Source organism: Agromyces allii, from assembly GCF_009749385.1.
Classification (GTDB): domain Bacteria; phylum Actinomycetota; class Actinomycetes; order Actinomycetales; family Microbacteriaceae; genus Agromyces; species Agromyces allii.
Genome location: NZ_WBIN01000017.1, coordinates 72,798 through 87,734 on the forward strand (window position 1 = coordinate 72,798; position 14,937 = coordinate 87,734).

Consider the following 14,937-nt stretch of genomic DNA (forward strand, 5'->3'; position numbering starts at 1 on the left):
ATCGCCCCGGCCCACCGCATCAGGGCTGGCCCGGTCGCTCGGGGTTCGCGCGGTGCACGATACTGTCAGGAACCCCGAAGCGGAGGACGATGAGCCATTTCCCGACGATTCGTCGCGCCCTTGCCAGCGCCGCGATCCTCGCACTCGCAACGACCCTGCTCGCGGGGTGCTCGGCTGCCGCCGAGCCGCCGACGGCGCTGTCGCCCGTCGTGTCCGAGGCGCCTGCGCCGACCCCGACCCCGACGCCGAGCCCGACGGAGACAACGGCTGCGGCGATCGTCCTGGCGCCCGATGCACTGCGGGTGCTCGCCGCAGACGACACGGTCATCACCTCCTTCGACTACTACGAAGACGACGCCGCATCGGTCGTGGTCGCGCTCGACGAGCTGATGGGCGAGTCCGCCGCCACCGAGGAGGTCCACGGCAGCCAGGAGACCCTCCCCGCGACGAGGCACACGTGGGGTTCGCTCACCTTGGTCGAATACCGATACGTCGACGGATGGGATCGCAGCAAACTCATGCCGACACGAGCCCCTTCGTTCAGCGTCGAACTCACCGGGAGCGACTCGAACGGCATCGAACTCGCGACGGCCGATGGCACGTCGGTCGGCCGATCATGGGCCGAGCTCCAGGCCGATCCCGCATTCCTCATCGCGGGGGAGTGCGCCCACGCCTACACCGAGTCGGTCGAGCGGGAGATCACCTGGTACGACGGATCGCTCCGTATGGAACGCATCGTGGTCGACCTCGTTCCGAGCGGCGACGCCGGCTCGCTGGCGATCGTCCGAGCTCCGGTCGTGGAGACCGGTTGCGTCTAGGCCGCCCGACATTCACGCCTCGAAAGGGATGCTGCTCACGACGGCTCATGATGGCGCCCTATGGCGAAGCCGACGGATGCGCCTGACGACCAGGACCGCCTGAGCGTCGGCTGAGGCCTCCGTTCGATGGAGGCACCGCGTACCTGAGCCGGAACTAGACTGGCACCGTGCCTGCTGTGAATCTCGGAATGCCGAAAGTCCCCGAAGTCCTGGCCCCGCGACGCAAGTCCCGCCAGATCAAGGTGGGCAAGGTGCTCGTCGGCGGCGACGCCCAGGTGTCGGTGCAGTCGATGACGACCACGCCCACCACGAACATCAACGCGACCCTCCAGCAGATCGCCGAGCTCACGGCCTCCGGCTGCGACATCGTGCGCGTGGCCGTGCCGAGCCGCGACGACGCCGAGGCGCTGCCGATCATCGCCAAGAAGAGCCAGATCCCGGTCATCGCCGACATCCACTTCCAGCCGAACTACGTGTTCCAGGCGATCGACGCGGGCTGCGCGGCGGTTCGCGTGAACCCGGGCAACATCCGCAAGTTCGACGACAAGGTGGGCGAGATCGCCGCGGCCGCGAAGGCCGCCGGCGTGAGCCTGCGCATCGGCGTGAACGCCGGCTCGCTCGACCCGCGCCTGCTCGAGAAGTACGGCAAGGCGACGCCCGAGGCGCTCGTCGAGTCGGCCGTCTGGGAGGCGTCGCTCTTCGAGGAGCACGACTTCCACGACTTCAAGATCTCGGTCAAGCACAACGACCCGATCGTCATGGTGAAGGCCTACCGGCTGCTCGCCGAGCGCGGCGACTGGCCCCTGCACCTCGGCGTGACCGAGGCCGGCCCCGAGTTCCAGGGCACCATCAAGAGCGCGACGGCGTTCGGCATCCTCCTCGGCGAGGGCATCGGCGACACGATCCGCGTCTCGCTCTCGGCGCCGCCCGCGCAGGAGGTGAAGGTCGGCCTGCAGATCCTGCAGTCGCTGAACCTGCGCGAGCGCAAGCTCGAGATCGTCTCGTGCCCGTCGTGCGGCCGCGCGCAGGTCGACGTCTACAAGCTCGCGAACGACGTGACCGACGGACTCGAGGGCATGACCGTGCCGCTCCGCGTCGCCGTCATGGGCTGCGTCGTCAACGGACCGGGCGAGGCCCGCGAGGCCGACCTCGGCGTGGCATCCGGCAACGGCAAGGGGCAGATCTTCGTCAAGGGCGAGGTCATCAAGACCGTGCCCGAGTCCGAGATCGTCGCGACGCTCATCGAAGAGGCGAACCGCATCGCCGACGAGATGGGTGCGGATGCCCCGGTCGGCAGCCCGCAGGTCCTGACTCCGTAGTCCAGGGCGCCCGCGAGCGGGTCCGCGACCGGCTGCGCGGTCGGCCGTTCGGCGTGCGGACAGTCGTGTCCGAACCGTGATCCGCACGGCGAAGAACGCACGACTCGGAGCACTACCGTTATCGACGTGTCTCGACTCCCGAAGGTCGCCGTGACGGCCCTTGTCGCCCTGTCCACCGTCGTGCTGCTGAGCGGCTGCGTCGCTGCCGAAGCTGCGCCGGCGCCGGCGCCCGCATCGACGCCGTCGGCTTCGCCGTCTCCCGAGCCCACGACCCCCGCCGTCCTGCCGAAGCCGGTGGCCGCGTTCGGCGGCGACTGCGCGGCCGTGTTCGGCGATGCAGGCGGCGCGACGCTCACGGTGGGTGCGACCGCGCTCCCGATCGAGCCCGCCGCCCTGACTGGCCCGGCACGCACCATCTCGGTGATCGGCGGCTTCCGCTGTTCTGGAAGGGATGTCGGGAGTGGTGACTCGATCGGCGCCACCGTCGTTCCCGCCGCGGCCATCGCCGATCGGGCACCCGCTCAGCCGATCACGTGTTCGGAGTCCGACTCCGGCTCCGGCATGCAGCGCGAGTGCTGGGCCACCGTCGTCGTCGGCGGATACGCGATGTCCGCTCGGGCGAACGCCGGCCCCGGCTCGTCATTCGATCTCGAGGCGGCGATCGACACGCTGTCGGTGCGGCTGTCCGCTGCGGCAGAGCGCGAGGCGCCCGTTGCGATCGCCTCGCCGGCGGGAATGTGGGCGCACCGAACGGATTGCGAACCGATCGCCGACGCCGCAGCCGCCGTCCTCGGCGATGCGGTGACCGGCCGAGCCGACCGTACGACCAGTGCAGGTCCCGGCATGGACGTCGACTTCGCGGCGTACGACGCGGGCGGGTGGGGCACGTGCATCCTCAGCTCCGAAACCGGCGATCCCACGAAGGACCTCGCGGTGCTGTACTTGCCCGGCGCCGGGTGGGCCCTCGAGGAATCGTTGAGCGACGGATCGGCGACGCCGACCGAGGTCGACGGCGCCGTGCTCGCCGGCATCGTGAACGCCGAGTCGGGCGACCAGGCCGGCCGCGGCATCGCCGTGACCGACGGCGTCAACCTGTTGTTCGTCACCACTCGCGACCTGAACGCCCTGGCGCCGACCGAAGCGGTCGCCGCGGCGATCCTCGCCGCTTCCTGAGCCGGGGCATCGCAGGTGGCTCTAGAGGCCCGCGGCACTCCGGTGCCGCGGGCCCGCCCGCGTCAGTCGGGCTCGTCGCGACCAAGCACGCGAGAGAGGTGCCGCAGGGGCGCCTCGCCCCACTCGACGACCTCGTCGTCGGTCGCGTCCTCGAGGCAGTCCCACCAGGTCGTCGCCCGATTCACGGCCTGCGTGGCCTCGGCCGCCGCGGTGAGCTCCGTCCACTCGTCGACGTCGAGCGGCGCGATGTCGGACCAGGCCCTACGGGCCGCGTCGAGCATGGGCGCGGCGTCGAGCGAGCCGTACTCCATGACTGCCGCGGGAATGAGCAGCGCTTCGACGGGGTGCGCCCACTGGGCATCGCCGAAGTCGAACACGCGCAGGTTGCCGTGCTCGCCGGCGGCCGCGGCGAAGACGTTGCCGGGGTGCAGGTCGCCGTGCTGCAACGTCGCGGGCAGGCCGCTTGCGAGCAGGATCCCGGTGGCATCAGCGACGTGCGGCCAGGCGGCCTCGAGCGCGGCGGCGGTCTCGGCGTCGGGCGCCGACGGATGGCCTGTCGGCAGTCCGAGCACCCGTGCGAGCATGAGCTCGAAACGGTCGGGCACGGTCGCGGGCGAGCAGTCGGGCACGCCGAGCGCCGTGATCTCGGGACCGAGGCCGACGAGGGCGTCCTGCATGCGCGTCCACTCCGCGGTCACGGCGAACCAGTCGTCCGCGGTCGGACCCGCATCGCCGCGCACCTCGCGCAGCGTCGAACCGTGGTCGGCGGTGAGCATCCACCCGCGCCCGGCGTCGACGGCGACGGGCGCGGCGACCGATTCGGGCAGCGCGTCGGCGAGCAGCGCCTGCAACGCGGGCTCGAACGACTGCGCGGGGCACGTCGCCTTGAACCAGTAGCGGGTCGGTCCGGCGGGCGATTCGGCCGAGACCACGAGTTGCGTCGACCAGGGGCGCACCCGCGTCTGGTCGACGCGCGTCACCTGCCTGCCGAGCGGTTCGAGGACGTTCGAGATCCACTCACGCGCCTCGGCGCGCCACGGCTCCGATGCGACCTCGACGGAGAACGGCGTTCGGCGCTGATCCATGGCAGCACGATAGGGCAGATCCGCGGTGCCGTCAGCGAGGGTTGACGAGGGAGTGCAGGCGAGGCGAATCCGGTGCCAGCGCGTACGCGACCGCGACGGCCGATCGAATGGCGCTCTCATGGGAGTCCACGTCGTGCATGTACAGCCCGGCGAGCCAGAGGCCCTGCTGCCCGTTGAGTCCCTTCAGCGTCGACTGCGCGTCGAAGTACTCGGGCGTAATGCAGCCGTGCTCGTAGGTGGCGAGCGCGTACAGCGGCTCGGGCAGGTCGTCGTCGTGCGTGATCCAGCTCTTGAACACGGGTGCACCGTGCCGCGGGTTCCAGACGGTCAATGAACTGTGGGTGCCGTCCCACCTGGCGTTCACGACCGACCAGGATGCCTCGTCGCGCGGCATGAGCCTGCGGTCGCCGTGGATCGCGATGCGCGTGTCGAAGGTGCGGAACCGACCGAGCTGCTCGCGCAGGCGCTCGAGCCCGGGAATGCCGGAGACGAGTTCACCGGCCTGCCGCGCGTTGCAGGCGAGGACGACCCGGTCGAACTCCGCACGCACGCCGTCGGACGTCTCGACGAGGAACGACTCGCCCGCTCGTGAGAGACGCGTGATCGCGGCATCCGTTCGCACCTGCGTGCGTTCGAGCGACGAGGCGAGCGCATCGACGTAGACCTTCAGCCCGCCCGGGATCTCGCTCTGCACCGGTGCCCGGAGCCCGCTGTCGGCGTTGACGCCGAGGTAGTAGAGGGCGTTGCAGGCGGCGAACCCGAGGAACTCCTCGCGATCGACGCACCAGAACGAGAGCAGCAGGGGCACGAGGAACTCGTCGGCGAACGACTTGGGCAGCTCGGCCTGTTCGAGGTATTCGGCGACGGTGACCGTCGTGTCGCGTCGCGCGAGGAACGGCGGGATCGCGTTGAGGAACCTCCGGAACCGCAGGAGCGTGTCGAGCGAGGCAGGGGCGAGCGATGGCCAGGCGACCTGCCGCCCTCGGGTCGGTGGCATGGCGAGTGCGCGACCCGACCGCGTGTCGGAGACCGTGATGGTCGCCGGATAGGTGTCGCGCACGACGCCGAGCGCGTCGAGCAGGCGGTTGAACGTCGCGTAGGCGGGCCCGGGGGAGAAGAACTGGAAGCCCGCGTCGACGTCGATCGGCCGGCCGTCGATCTCGATCGTGCGGGTGTCGGCGTGGCCGCCGAGCCGGTCGTCGCGTTCGAAGAGCGTGACGTCGTGCTCGCGGTCGAGCAGCCACGCGGTCGTAAGGCCCGCGGCGCCGCCGCCCACGACGGCCACTCTCATCTGACGTTCCGCTCGTCGGCTTGCTGCACGCGCTCACCATAGCGGGGTCCGGAGACGGCGCGGGCAGGCGCCGAGATACGCGTGTGGTTGACAGCGATGCGTTAACGATATATCGTTGACGCATCACAGAACTTCTGTGAGTCATCTTCCAAACGAACGAAAGGATGTGTGCGCATGACTCGCGAACACTTCATCGAAGCAGATCACCGGGGCTTCGGCCGTCGACACGACCGGATGTCCCACCACGACCACCAGCGCGGCGAGGGCCGCTTCCACCACGACCCCGGCTTCGGTCGCCCGCACCACGGGCCCGGCGCCTGGGGCGACCCCGGGTTCCCCGGCGGCCCGGGCTTCGGCCCCGGCTTCGGCGGCCGCGGCGGCCGACGCCGCTCCAAGGGCGACGTGCGCGCGGCGATCCTCTCGCTGCTCGCCGAGAGCCCGAGCAACGGCTACGCCATCATCAAGGCCGTCTCCGAGAAGACCGAGGGCGCCTGGCGCCCGAGCCCCGGCTCGGTCTACCCGACGTTGCAGCAGCTCGTCGACGAAGACCTCATCGTCGCCGTCGGCGAGGGTCGCAAGACCGAGTTCCAGCTCACCGACGAGGGCCGCGCCTACATCGCCGAGCACGAGGACGAGATCGCAGGAGCCTGGGCGTCCGTGCCCAAGCCGAGCGAGTCCTCGACCGAGCTCTTCCAGGCGCTCGGCAAGCTCATGGGCGTCGCGGGCCAGTTCCGCCATGGCGCGACCGACGAGCAGCGTGCGGCCGCAGCCGCGAAGATCGACGAGGCGCGCAAGGCGCTGTACCTGATCCTCGCGGAGTGATCCCGGCGCCGTCGCGGCTCCACCACGTCGAGGGCATCGGCCCGTCCCGAGGGCGGGCCGATGCCCTTCGGCGTGCCGGGCGGGCCTCGGCCGGAACACGGTTTCGATCGCGGCATCCGACGCTCACTAGAATCGTCGGGTGCCCACACGCCTCACCAACTACTTCCTCCGCACGCTCCGCGAAGACCCCTCAGACGCCGAGGTGGCCAGCCACCGCCTGCTCGTGCGCGCGGGGTACATCCGCCGACAGGCCCCCGGCGTGTTCGCCTGGCTGCCGCTCGGCCTGCGCGTCAAGGCCAAGATCGAGTCGATCATCCGCGACGAGATGACGAACGCGGGCGCGCACGAGGTGCACTTCCCGGCGCTGCTGCCCCGCGAGCCCTACGAGGCGACCGGTCGCTGGACCGAGTACGGCGACGGCCTCTTCCGCCTCCAGGACCGCAAGGGCGCCGACTACCTGCTCGCGCCCACGCACGAAGAGGTCTTCACCCTCCTCGTGAAGGACCTCTACAACTCCTACAAAGACCTTCCGCTGTCGATCTACCAGATCCAGGACAAGTACCGCGACGAGGCCCGCCCCCGTGCCGGCCTCCTGCGCGGGCGCGAGTTCACCATGAAGGACGCCTACTCGTTCGACATCTCCGACGAGGGCCTCGACGCGAGCTACCAGGCGCAGCGCGACGCCTACGAGCGCATCTTCACGCGCCTCGGTCTCGAGTACGTCATCGTCAAGGCGGATGCCGGTGCCATGGGCGGCTCGAAGAGCGAGGAGTTCCTGCACCCGACGCCCGTCGGCGAGGACACGTTCGTGCGTTCGGCAGGCGGCTACGCCGCGAACGTCGAGGCGTTCACGACCGTCGTCCCCGAGCCCACCCCGATCGAGGGGCTGCCCGAGGCCGAGGTGTTCGACTCCCCGAACACGCCGACGATCGCGACCCTCGTCGACCTCGCGAACGCGAACCACCCCCGCCCCGACGGACGCGAGTGGACCGCCGCCGACACGCTGAAGAACGTCGTGCTCGCGCTCACCCAGCTCGACGGCACGCGCGAGATCGTGGTCGTCGGCCTGCCCGGCGACCGCGACGTCGAGATGAAGCGCGTCGAGGTCGCGTTCGCACCCGCCGTGGTCGAGCCCGCGACCGAGGCCGACTTCGCCAAGAACCCGGGGCTCGTCAAGGGGTACATCGGACCCTGGTCGCCCGAGGGCGCCGTGCTCGGCGAGACGTCGGCCACCGGCATCCGCTTCCTCGTCGACCCCCGCGTCGTCGACGGCACCGAGTGGATCACGGGCGCCAACATCGACCAGAAGCACGTCTTCGGTCTCGTCGCAGGGCGCGACTTCGTCGCCGACGGCACCGTCGAGGCGTCGAACGTGCGCGCCGGCGACCCCGCCCCCGACGGCTCCGGTCCGGTCGAACTCGCCCGCGGCATGGAGATCGGACACGTCTTCCAGCTCGGCCGCAAGTACGCCGAGGTGCTCGGCCTCAAGGTGCTCGACGAGAACGGCAAGCTCGCGACCGTGACCATGGGCTCTTACGGCATCGGCGTCACGCGCATCCTCGCGATCATCGCCGAGGGCAACAACGACGAGAAGGGCCTCGTGTGGCCCGAGTCGATCGCGCCGTTCGACGTGCACGTCGTCGCGACCGGCCGCGACGCGGTCGCCTTCGAGCTCGCCGAGCAGCTGGCCGGCGAACTCGAGCGAGCCCGCCTCGACGTGCTCTACGACGACCGCCCCAAGGTCTCGCCCGGCGTGAAGTTCGGCGACGCCGAGCTCATCGGCGTGCCGCGCATCCTCGTCGTGGGCCGCGGTGCGGCCGACGGCGAGGTCGAGCTCTGGAACCGCCGCACCGGCGAGCGTCAGACGCTCTCGGCCGCCGACGCGGTCGCGCAGCTCACCGCGTAGCGACCCGACCGCTCGCACATGCACGGCTTCCGCCGTGCATGTGCGAGGCTGGCGGCATGAGCGAGACGATGCCCGGCATCGAACCGGAGTCGCTTCCGTCGCAGCAGGCGGAGATGATCGAGCAGCTCGCGCGGCAGGCATCCGCGCCGGGACGCAACCGTGCGTTGATCGCACGGATCCTCGCCGCAGGCGTGCAGCTGGGGCTCGACGACGCCGACCGGCTCGATCTGAAGATCACCGCGGCGGCGCTCGAGGAGATGCGCCACGCGTTCCGCCTCTTCGCGCCGTACGACGACGTGCCGAAGGTGACCGTGTTCGGTTCGGCGCGCACCAAGCCCGACGACCCCGGCTACCGACAGGCGCACCGGGTCGCCGCGGCGCTCGCGCGCGACGGTTGGATGGTCGTCACCGGGGCCGGACCCGGGATCATGGAGGCCGCCGGATCCGGCGCCGGCCCCGAGCAGTCGCTCGGCGTCTCGATCAGGCTCCCGTTCGAGGAGGCCCCCGACCCGGGGCTCGCCGAACCGAACCGGGTCACGATGAAGTACTTCTTCACCCGGAAGCTGATGCTGGTGAAGGAGTCGAAGGGGTTCGTCTGCCTGCCCGGCGGGTTCGGCACGCTCGACGAGGCCTTCGAGCTGTTGACGCTCCAGCAGACCGGCAAGGCCGAGCCCGTGCCGATCGTGCTGCTCGACGCGCCCGGCGGCGGCTACTGGCGAGCACTCGCCGAGTTCGTGCGAGCCGAGCTCGGCGGCGGCGGCTTCATCGCGCCCGATGACCTCGACCGCGTGCTCGTCACCGATTCGGCCGACGCCGCCGTCGCCGAGATCACCGGGTTCTGGCGCAACTACGACTCGCTGCGCTGGGTCGGCGATCGGCTCGTTCTGCGCCTGAACGCCGAGCCGAGCGACGTCGAGGTCGAGTCGTTGAACGCCGGCTTCGGCTGGCTCGCCGCCTCGGGAGGCATCGAGCGCAGCGGACCCCTGGGCCCGGAGCGCTCGGACCACGATGCGCTCGCCAAGCCCAGGCTCGTGCTCCGCCTCGACCCGCACCGGGTCGGCGACCTGCACCGGCTGATCCGGGCGATCAACGGGCTGTCGTCCGCGCCCGGCGCAGCCACGCCGCCGAGCGTCTAGTCGTCCTCGATCAGACCTTGGCGTAGCGTGTCCGTGCGAAGCAGTAGACGCCGTAGACGATGAGCCCGGCGCCGACGAGCCAGAGGATCACCTGACCGAAGGGGAGCGCGGCCAGACTCTTCAGGGCGGCATCGAGACCGCCCGCCTTCTCGGGATCGTGCGTGAACGCGGCGACGACGAACAGCACGCCGACCACGCCGAGCACGATGCCCTTGGCCACGTACCCGACGATGCCGAGCGTGCGGATGCCGCGGCCGACCGCCCCCGCCGGGAGAGACAGGTGCTTCTCGAAGGTCCTGCGCACCCCGCTCACGACGAAGCCGACGCCGATGCCGATGACCACGAGGCCGACGAGCACGAGCAGGAACACACCGCCGGGCGTGGCGAGCAGCGTGGCGCTCAGCGAAGTCGACGACTCCGAGGAGTCGGAGCTGCCGCCGAGGGCGTAGACGAGACCGGTGGCGCCCGTCGCGAAGTAGGCCAGCGCCGTGCCGACGTCCTTGACGCGCTTGCCCCACTTCTTCTTCGCGTCGGGTTCCTGCTCGAGGAAGGCCTCGGCCACCTGCCAGACGCCGAGTGCGAAGAGGCCGAGCACGATGATCCAGAGCACGACCACACCGAACGGAACGCGGGAGATCTGCGCCATGGCGCCGCTCTGGTCGGCCTCGCCGTCGCCGGCGCCGATCGCCACCGAGACGGCGATCGCGCCGATCACGATGTGCACGAGGCCGAGCACGGCGAAGCCGGATCGGGCCAGGATGCGGAAGGTGCGTGAGTGCTGGGCGGCGCTCGCGGTCGACTTCAGGGTGTCGGGGGTCATCGGCACAGCGTATCGACGGTGTCATCCTGATCGCGGCCCCTTGCGCGGCATCGCCGGTGGGGGTAACGGGCGCCGGAGCGGCCCCCTCGGATGCGGCGCTGCGACCCGGGTTCGCGCCGCCGACGCGCAAGAACGCGTCCCGCGGGGCCCCCGACATCCGCTAACCTAGAGAGTCGTCCGCACGTGGGGAGCGGCAACTGAGAGCTGAATAGAGGAGGCCGGCGATGGATATCGACCTCAGCGTGCTTCGCATGATGGAGCGCGAGAAGGAGATCCCGTTCGACGAACTGGTGCAGATCATCGAACAGGCCATTCTCATGGCCTATCTGAAGCACACGAACCCCGGCCAGCACGGCCACGCGAACCCCGATGGTGCGCGAGCCGAGCTTGATCGAAAGACCGGCCACGTGTCGGTGTACATTCCCGAACTCGACGAAGAGGGCAACGTCATCGGCGAGGCCGAAGACAGCCCGAGCGACTTCGGACGCATCGCGGCCTTCGCCGCCAAGCAGGTCATCAACCAGCGTCTGCGCGACCTGGCCGACGACGCCGTGCTCGGCGAGTTCCGCGGCCGCGAGGGCGACATCGTCGCCGGCGTGATCCAGCAGGGGCCCAACCCCCGCATGATCCACATCGACCTCGGCTCCGTCGAGGCGATCCTGCCCCCCGAGGAGCAGGTGCCCGGCGAGGAGTACCCGCACGGCCAGCGCATCCGCGTCTACGTCACGAGTGTCGCGAAGGGCGCCAAGGGCCCCTCGATCACCGTGTCGCGCACGCATCCGGCGCTCGTTCGCAAGCTCTTCGCCCTCGAGGTTCCCGAGATCGCGAACGGCGTCGTCGAGATCGTCTCGCTCGCCCGCGAGGCCGGTCACCGCACCAAGATCGCGGTGCGTGCGAACCAGCCCGGCATCAACGCCAAGGGCGCGGCCATCGGCGAGCTGGGTCAGCGCGTCCGCGCCGTCACGGCAGAGCTCGGCGCAGAGAAGATCGACATCGTCGACTACTCCGACGACCTCGCGACGTTCGTCGCGAGCGCGCTCTCGCCGGCGAAGGTCACGAGCGCATTCGTCATCGACGAGTCCACCCGGGCCGTCCGCGCACTCGTGCCCGACTACCAGCTTTCGCTCGCGATCGGCAAGGAGGGGCAGAACGCCCGCCTCGCCGCCAAGCTCACGGGCGCGAAGATCGACATCCAGCCCGACTCGGTCCTCGAGTCGAACTGAGCCGGCCGAGCCGAGCCGGTCGCACGGAGCCAGGTCCGGGCGTCGAAAGGCGCCCAGCCCCGGAGGTGTAGGATGGAACCCGTCAGAACGTGCATCGGATGCCGTTCGCGCGCTCCGCGATCCTCGCTTCTGAGGGTCGTCTCCCAAAACTCGCAAGTCGTGGCCGATGATTCGGCCGTGCTTCCGGGCAGGGGTGCGTGGCTGCATCCGACACTCGAGTGCTACCGCCTCGCCGTTCGGAAGCGCGCCTTCGGGCGTGCACTCCGCATTCGCGGCGAGGTGGACACCGGCAACGTAGAGAACAGGCTGAACACAAGTGATGACCAATGAGTAACAACTCATGAGCGGCTCGAAATGAGTCCCGTCCGCCATTGATGGTCTGCCCCTGTCCGGGGTCGGACCCGGAACAGGAGAGAAGTGGCTGCCAAACCACGCGTACACGAGATCGCATCCGAACTCGGCGTCGACAGCAAGATCGCCCTTGAGAAGCTCAAGGAGATGGGCGAGTACGTCAAGGGACCCTCGTCGTCCATCGAACCCCCCGTCGCGCGCCGCCTGAAGGCCGCGCTCGAAGCAGCAGGCGCTGCGGCCAAGGACGCCGCACCCGCCGCCGCTGCCCCCGCCGCACCGGCACGTCCGTCCGCGGCCAAGCCCGGTGCGAAGCCCGGCCCCAAGCCGGCGCCCAAGCCCGCAGCGGCACCCGAGGCCCCGGCCGAGGCTCCCGCAGCAGCAGCGCCCGCCGATGCACCCCTGACCGTGGCCGAGCGCCAGGTCCAGGCCGAAGAGCGCGCCGCGCAGGCCGCAGCCGAGAAGGCTGCAGCCGCAGACGCGCCCGAGGCCGCCGCGACCGAGTCGTCCGACGCCGTCAAGCCCGGTTCCGCGCCGAAGCCCGGTGGGGCGGCTCCGCGTCCCGGCGCGCCGCGTCCCGGTGCCCCGGCACCGCGCCCCGGCAACAACCCCTTCTCCAGCTCGCAGGGCATGGGGCAGAAGCCCGCGATCCCGCGTCCGGGCAACAACCCGTTCGCGAGCGCGCAGGGCATGGGCCAGCGGCCCAGCCCCGGCAACATCCCGCGCCCGCAGGCGCCCCGTCCGGGTTCGCCCCGTCCGGGTGCCCCGCGTCCGGCCGGTGCAGGCGGTCGCCCCGGCGGCGGCTTCCAGCGCCCCGGCGGCGCAGGCGCCGGTGCCGGTGCACGCCCGGGCGGCGGTGGCTTCCAGCGCCCCGGTGGCGGCGCTCCCGGTGCAGGCGGCGGCTTCGCGCCCCGTCCCGCAGGCGGTGGCGGCGGCCGTGGCCGTGGCCCCGGCGGTGGCACGGCAGGTGCCTTCGGTCGCGGTGGCGGCAAGAGCAAGGCTCGCAAGTCGAAGCGCACGAAGCGTCAGGAATTCGAGATGCGGGAGGCCCCGTCGCTCGGCGGCGTGAGCGTTCCCCGCGGCGACGGCAACACCGTCATCCGCCTGCGTCGCGGCTCCTCGATCTCGGACTTCGCCGACAAGATCGACGCGAACCCCGGTTCGCTCGTGACCGTGCTGTTCCACCTCGGTGAGATGGCCACGGCGACCGAGTCGCTCGACGAGGCCACCTTCGAGGTGCTCGGCGCCGAGCTCGGCTACAAGATCCAGGTCGTCTCGCCCGAAGACGAGGACAAGGAGCTCCTCGAGGGCTTCGACATCGACCTCGATGCCGAGCTCGAAGACGAGGGCGACGACGTGCTCGAGCAGCGTCCGCCGGTCGTGACCGTCATGGGTCACGTCGACCACGGTAAGACGCGACTCCTCGACGCGATCCGCAACGCCAACGTCGTCGCAGGCGAGGCCGGCGGCATCACGCAGCACATCGGTGCGTACCAGGTGCACACCGAGCACGAGGGCATCGAGCGCGCGATCACCTTCATCGACACCCCGGGCCACGAGGCGTTCACCGCCATGCGCGCCCGTGGTGCGCAGGTCACCGACATCGCGATCCTCGTGGTCGCGGCCGACGACGGCATCATGCCCCAGACGATCGAGGCGTTGAACCACGCGCAGTCGGCCAACGTGCCGATCGTGGTCGCGGTCAACAAGATCGACAAGGACGACGCCAACCCGGCCAAGGTGCGCCAGCAGCTCACCGAGTTCGGCCTCGTGGCCGAGGAGTACGGCGGAGACGTCATGTTCGTCGACGTGTCGGCTCGCAACAATATCGGCATCCAGGACCTGCTCGACGCAGTGCTCCTCACCGCCGATGCCGGCCTCGACCTGCGCGCGAACCCGAACAAGGACGCACGCGGTGTCGCGATCGAAGCGAAGCTCGACAAGGGCCGCGGCGCCGTCGCGACCGTGCTCATCCAGTCCGGAACGCTGCGCGTCGGCGACGCGATCGTCGCGGGCACGGCCTACGGCCGCGTCCGTGCGATGACCGACGAGAACGGCGACGCCGTGCTCGCGGCGACGCCGTCGCGTCCCGTCCAGGTGCAGGGCCTCTCGAGCGTCCCGCGCGCCGGCGACACCTTCCTCGTCACCGAGGAGGACCGCACCGCGCGTCAGATCGCCGAGAAGCGCGAAGCCGCAGAGCGCAACGCCCAGCTGGCCAAGGCCCGCAAGCGCATCTCGCTCGAGGACTTCACCCGTGCACTCGAAGAGGGCAAGGTCGAGTCGCTCAACCTCATCATCAAGGGTGACGTCTCGGGTGCCGTCGAGGCGCTCGAGGAGTCGCTCCTCAAGATCGAGGTCGACGACTCGGTGCAGCTGCGCATCCTCCACCGCGGTGTGGGTGCCATCACCGAGAGCGATGTCAACCTCGCGACGATCGACAACGCGATCATCGTGGGCTTCAACGTGCGTCCCGACACGAAGGCGCGCGAGCGCGCCGCTCGCGAGGGCGTCGACATCCGCTTCTACTCGGTCATCTACAACGCGATCGACGAGATCGAGGACTCGCTCAAGGGCATGCTCAAGCCCGAGTTCGAAGAGGTCCAGTCGGGTGTCGCCGAGATCCGCGAGGTGTTCCGCTCCTCGAAGTTCGGCAACATCGCCGGTGTCATCGTGCGGTCGGGAACGATCACGCGAAACGCCAAGGCACGCGTCATCCGCGATGGCGTCGTCGTCGGCGACAACCTCGCGATCGAATCGCTGCGTCGTTTCAAGGACGACGTCACCGAGGTTCGCACGGACTACGAAGCCGGTATCGGCCTCGGCAAGTTCAACGACATCCAGGTGGGCGACGAGATCGAGACCACCGAGATGCGCGAGAAGCCTCGCGCATAGTCGAGGCGGCCGGGGTGGCGAGAGCCACCCCCGCCACACATCGGAAGGAGACAGTTCAGGGCTGATCCCGCCCGCGCCCCCCACAAGGCGGGCCGCACCAAGGA

At 70.3% G+C, this 14,937-nt stretch carries 12 protein-coding genes; 9 read left to right on the forward strand and 3 right to left on the reverse strand.

Going from position 1 to position 14,937, the window contains the following annotated elements:
- The first annotated feature begins 89 nt into the window (after positions 1-89).
- The 3 genes from GQR16_RS18530 (at position 90) to GQR16_RS18540 (ending at position 3,310) form a co-directional block, all read left to right on the forward strand.
- Entirely contained in the window at positions 90-818 is a 729-nt protein-coding gene (locus tag GQR16_RS18530; protein ID WP_157416643.1) for a hypothetical protein, read from the forward strand.
- A 188-nt stretch (positions 819-1,006) separates the two neighbouring features.
- The gene (gene ispG / locus GQR16_RS18535) at positions 1,007-2,137 is read left to right on the forward strand and encodes a flavodoxin-dependent (E)-4-hydroxy-3-methylbut-2-enyl-diphosphate synthase (RefSeq protein ID WP_067877968.1); all 1,131 of its coding nucleotides are present in this window, start codon (positions 1,007-1,009) and stop codon (positions 2,135-2,137) included.
- A gap of 126 nt (positions 2,138-2,263) precedes the next feature.
- A complete protein-coding gene (locus tag GQR16_RS18540; RefSeq protein ID WP_157416644.1) occupies positions 2,264-3,310 on the forward strand; it encodes a hypothetical protein in 1,047 nt (348 codons plus the stop codon).
- 62 nt (positions 3,311-3,372) lie between these two features.
- On the opposite strand, the gene GQR16_RS18545 is transcribed toward GQR16_RS18540, so the two are convergent.
- On the reverse strand, positions 3,373-4,395 hold the full coding sequence (locus GQR16_RS18545; RefSeq protein WP_170298569.1) for a phosphotransferase: 1,023 nt from the start codon (positions 4,393-4,395) through the stop codon (positions 3,373-3,375).
- 31 nt (positions 4,396-4,426) lie between these two features.
- Entirely contained in the window at positions 4,427-5,686 is a 1,260-nt protein-coding gene (locus GQR16_RS18550) for an FAD-dependent oxidoreductase (RefSeq protein WP_157416646.1), read from the reverse strand.
- A gap of 234 nt (positions 5,687-5,920) precedes the next feature.
- Between GQR16_RS18550 and GQR16_RS18555 the strand changes: the two genes are divergently transcribed.
- The 3 genes from GQR16_RS18555 to GQR16_RS18565 all read left to right on the forward strand — a co-directional run bounded on the left by GQR16_RS18555 (position 5,921) and on the right by GQR16_RS18565 (position 9,550).
- A complete protein-coding gene (locus GQR16_RS18555; protein WP_157416662.1) occupies positions 5,921-6,508 on the forward strand; it encodes a PadR family transcriptional regulator in 588 nt (195 codons plus the stop codon).
- A 139-nt stretch (positions 6,509-6,647) separates the two neighbouring features.
- Positions 6,648-8,414: a proline--tRNA ligase gene (locus GQR16_RS18560; RefSeq protein ID WP_157416647.1), complete on the forward strand. Its 1,767-nt coding sequence runs from the start codon at positions 6,648-6,650 to the stop codon at positions 8,412-8,414.
- Between the two features lie 56 nt (positions 8,415-8,470).
- On the forward strand, positions 8,471-9,550 hold the full coding sequence (locus tag GQR16_RS18565; RefSeq protein ID WP_425482630.1) for an LOG family protein: 1,080 nt from the start codon (positions 8,471-8,473) through the stop codon (positions 9,548-9,550).
- Between the two features lie 10 nt (positions 9,551-9,560).
- Here GQR16_RS18565 and GQR16_RS18570 read toward each other — a convergent pair whose 3' ends face one another.
- Entirely contained in the window at positions 9,561-10,370 is an 810-nt protein-coding gene (locus GQR16_RS18570) for a DUF1206 domain-containing protein (protein WP_157416648.1), read from the reverse strand.
- A 224-nt stretch (positions 10,371-10,594) separates the two neighbouring features.
- Between GQR16_RS18570 and nusA the strand changes: the two genes are divergently transcribed.
- From nusA to infB, 3 genes are all read left to right on the forward strand, one after another.
- Positions 10,595-11,593 (forward strand): transcription termination factor NusA, encoded by a 999-nt coding sequence (nusA, locus tag GQR16_RS18575; protein ID WP_157416649.1) that lies wholly within the window; start codon positions 10,595-10,597, stop codon positions 11,591-11,593.
- Positions 11,594-11,665: 72 nt separating this feature from the next.
- Positions 11,666-11,923, forward strand: a complete 258-nt coding sequence (locus GQR16_RS18580; RefSeq protein WP_157416650.1) for a YlxR family protein — start codon at positions 11,666-11,668, stop codon at positions 11,921-11,923.
- A gap of 87 nt (positions 11,924-12,010) precedes the next feature.
- Positions 12,011-14,833, forward strand: a complete 2,823-nt coding sequence (gene infB / locus GQR16_RS18585) for a translation initiation factor IF-2 (RefSeq protein WP_157416651.1) — start codon at positions 12,011-12,013, stop codon at positions 14,831-14,833.
- The last annotated feature ends 104 nt before the right edge of the window (positions 14,834-14,937 follow it).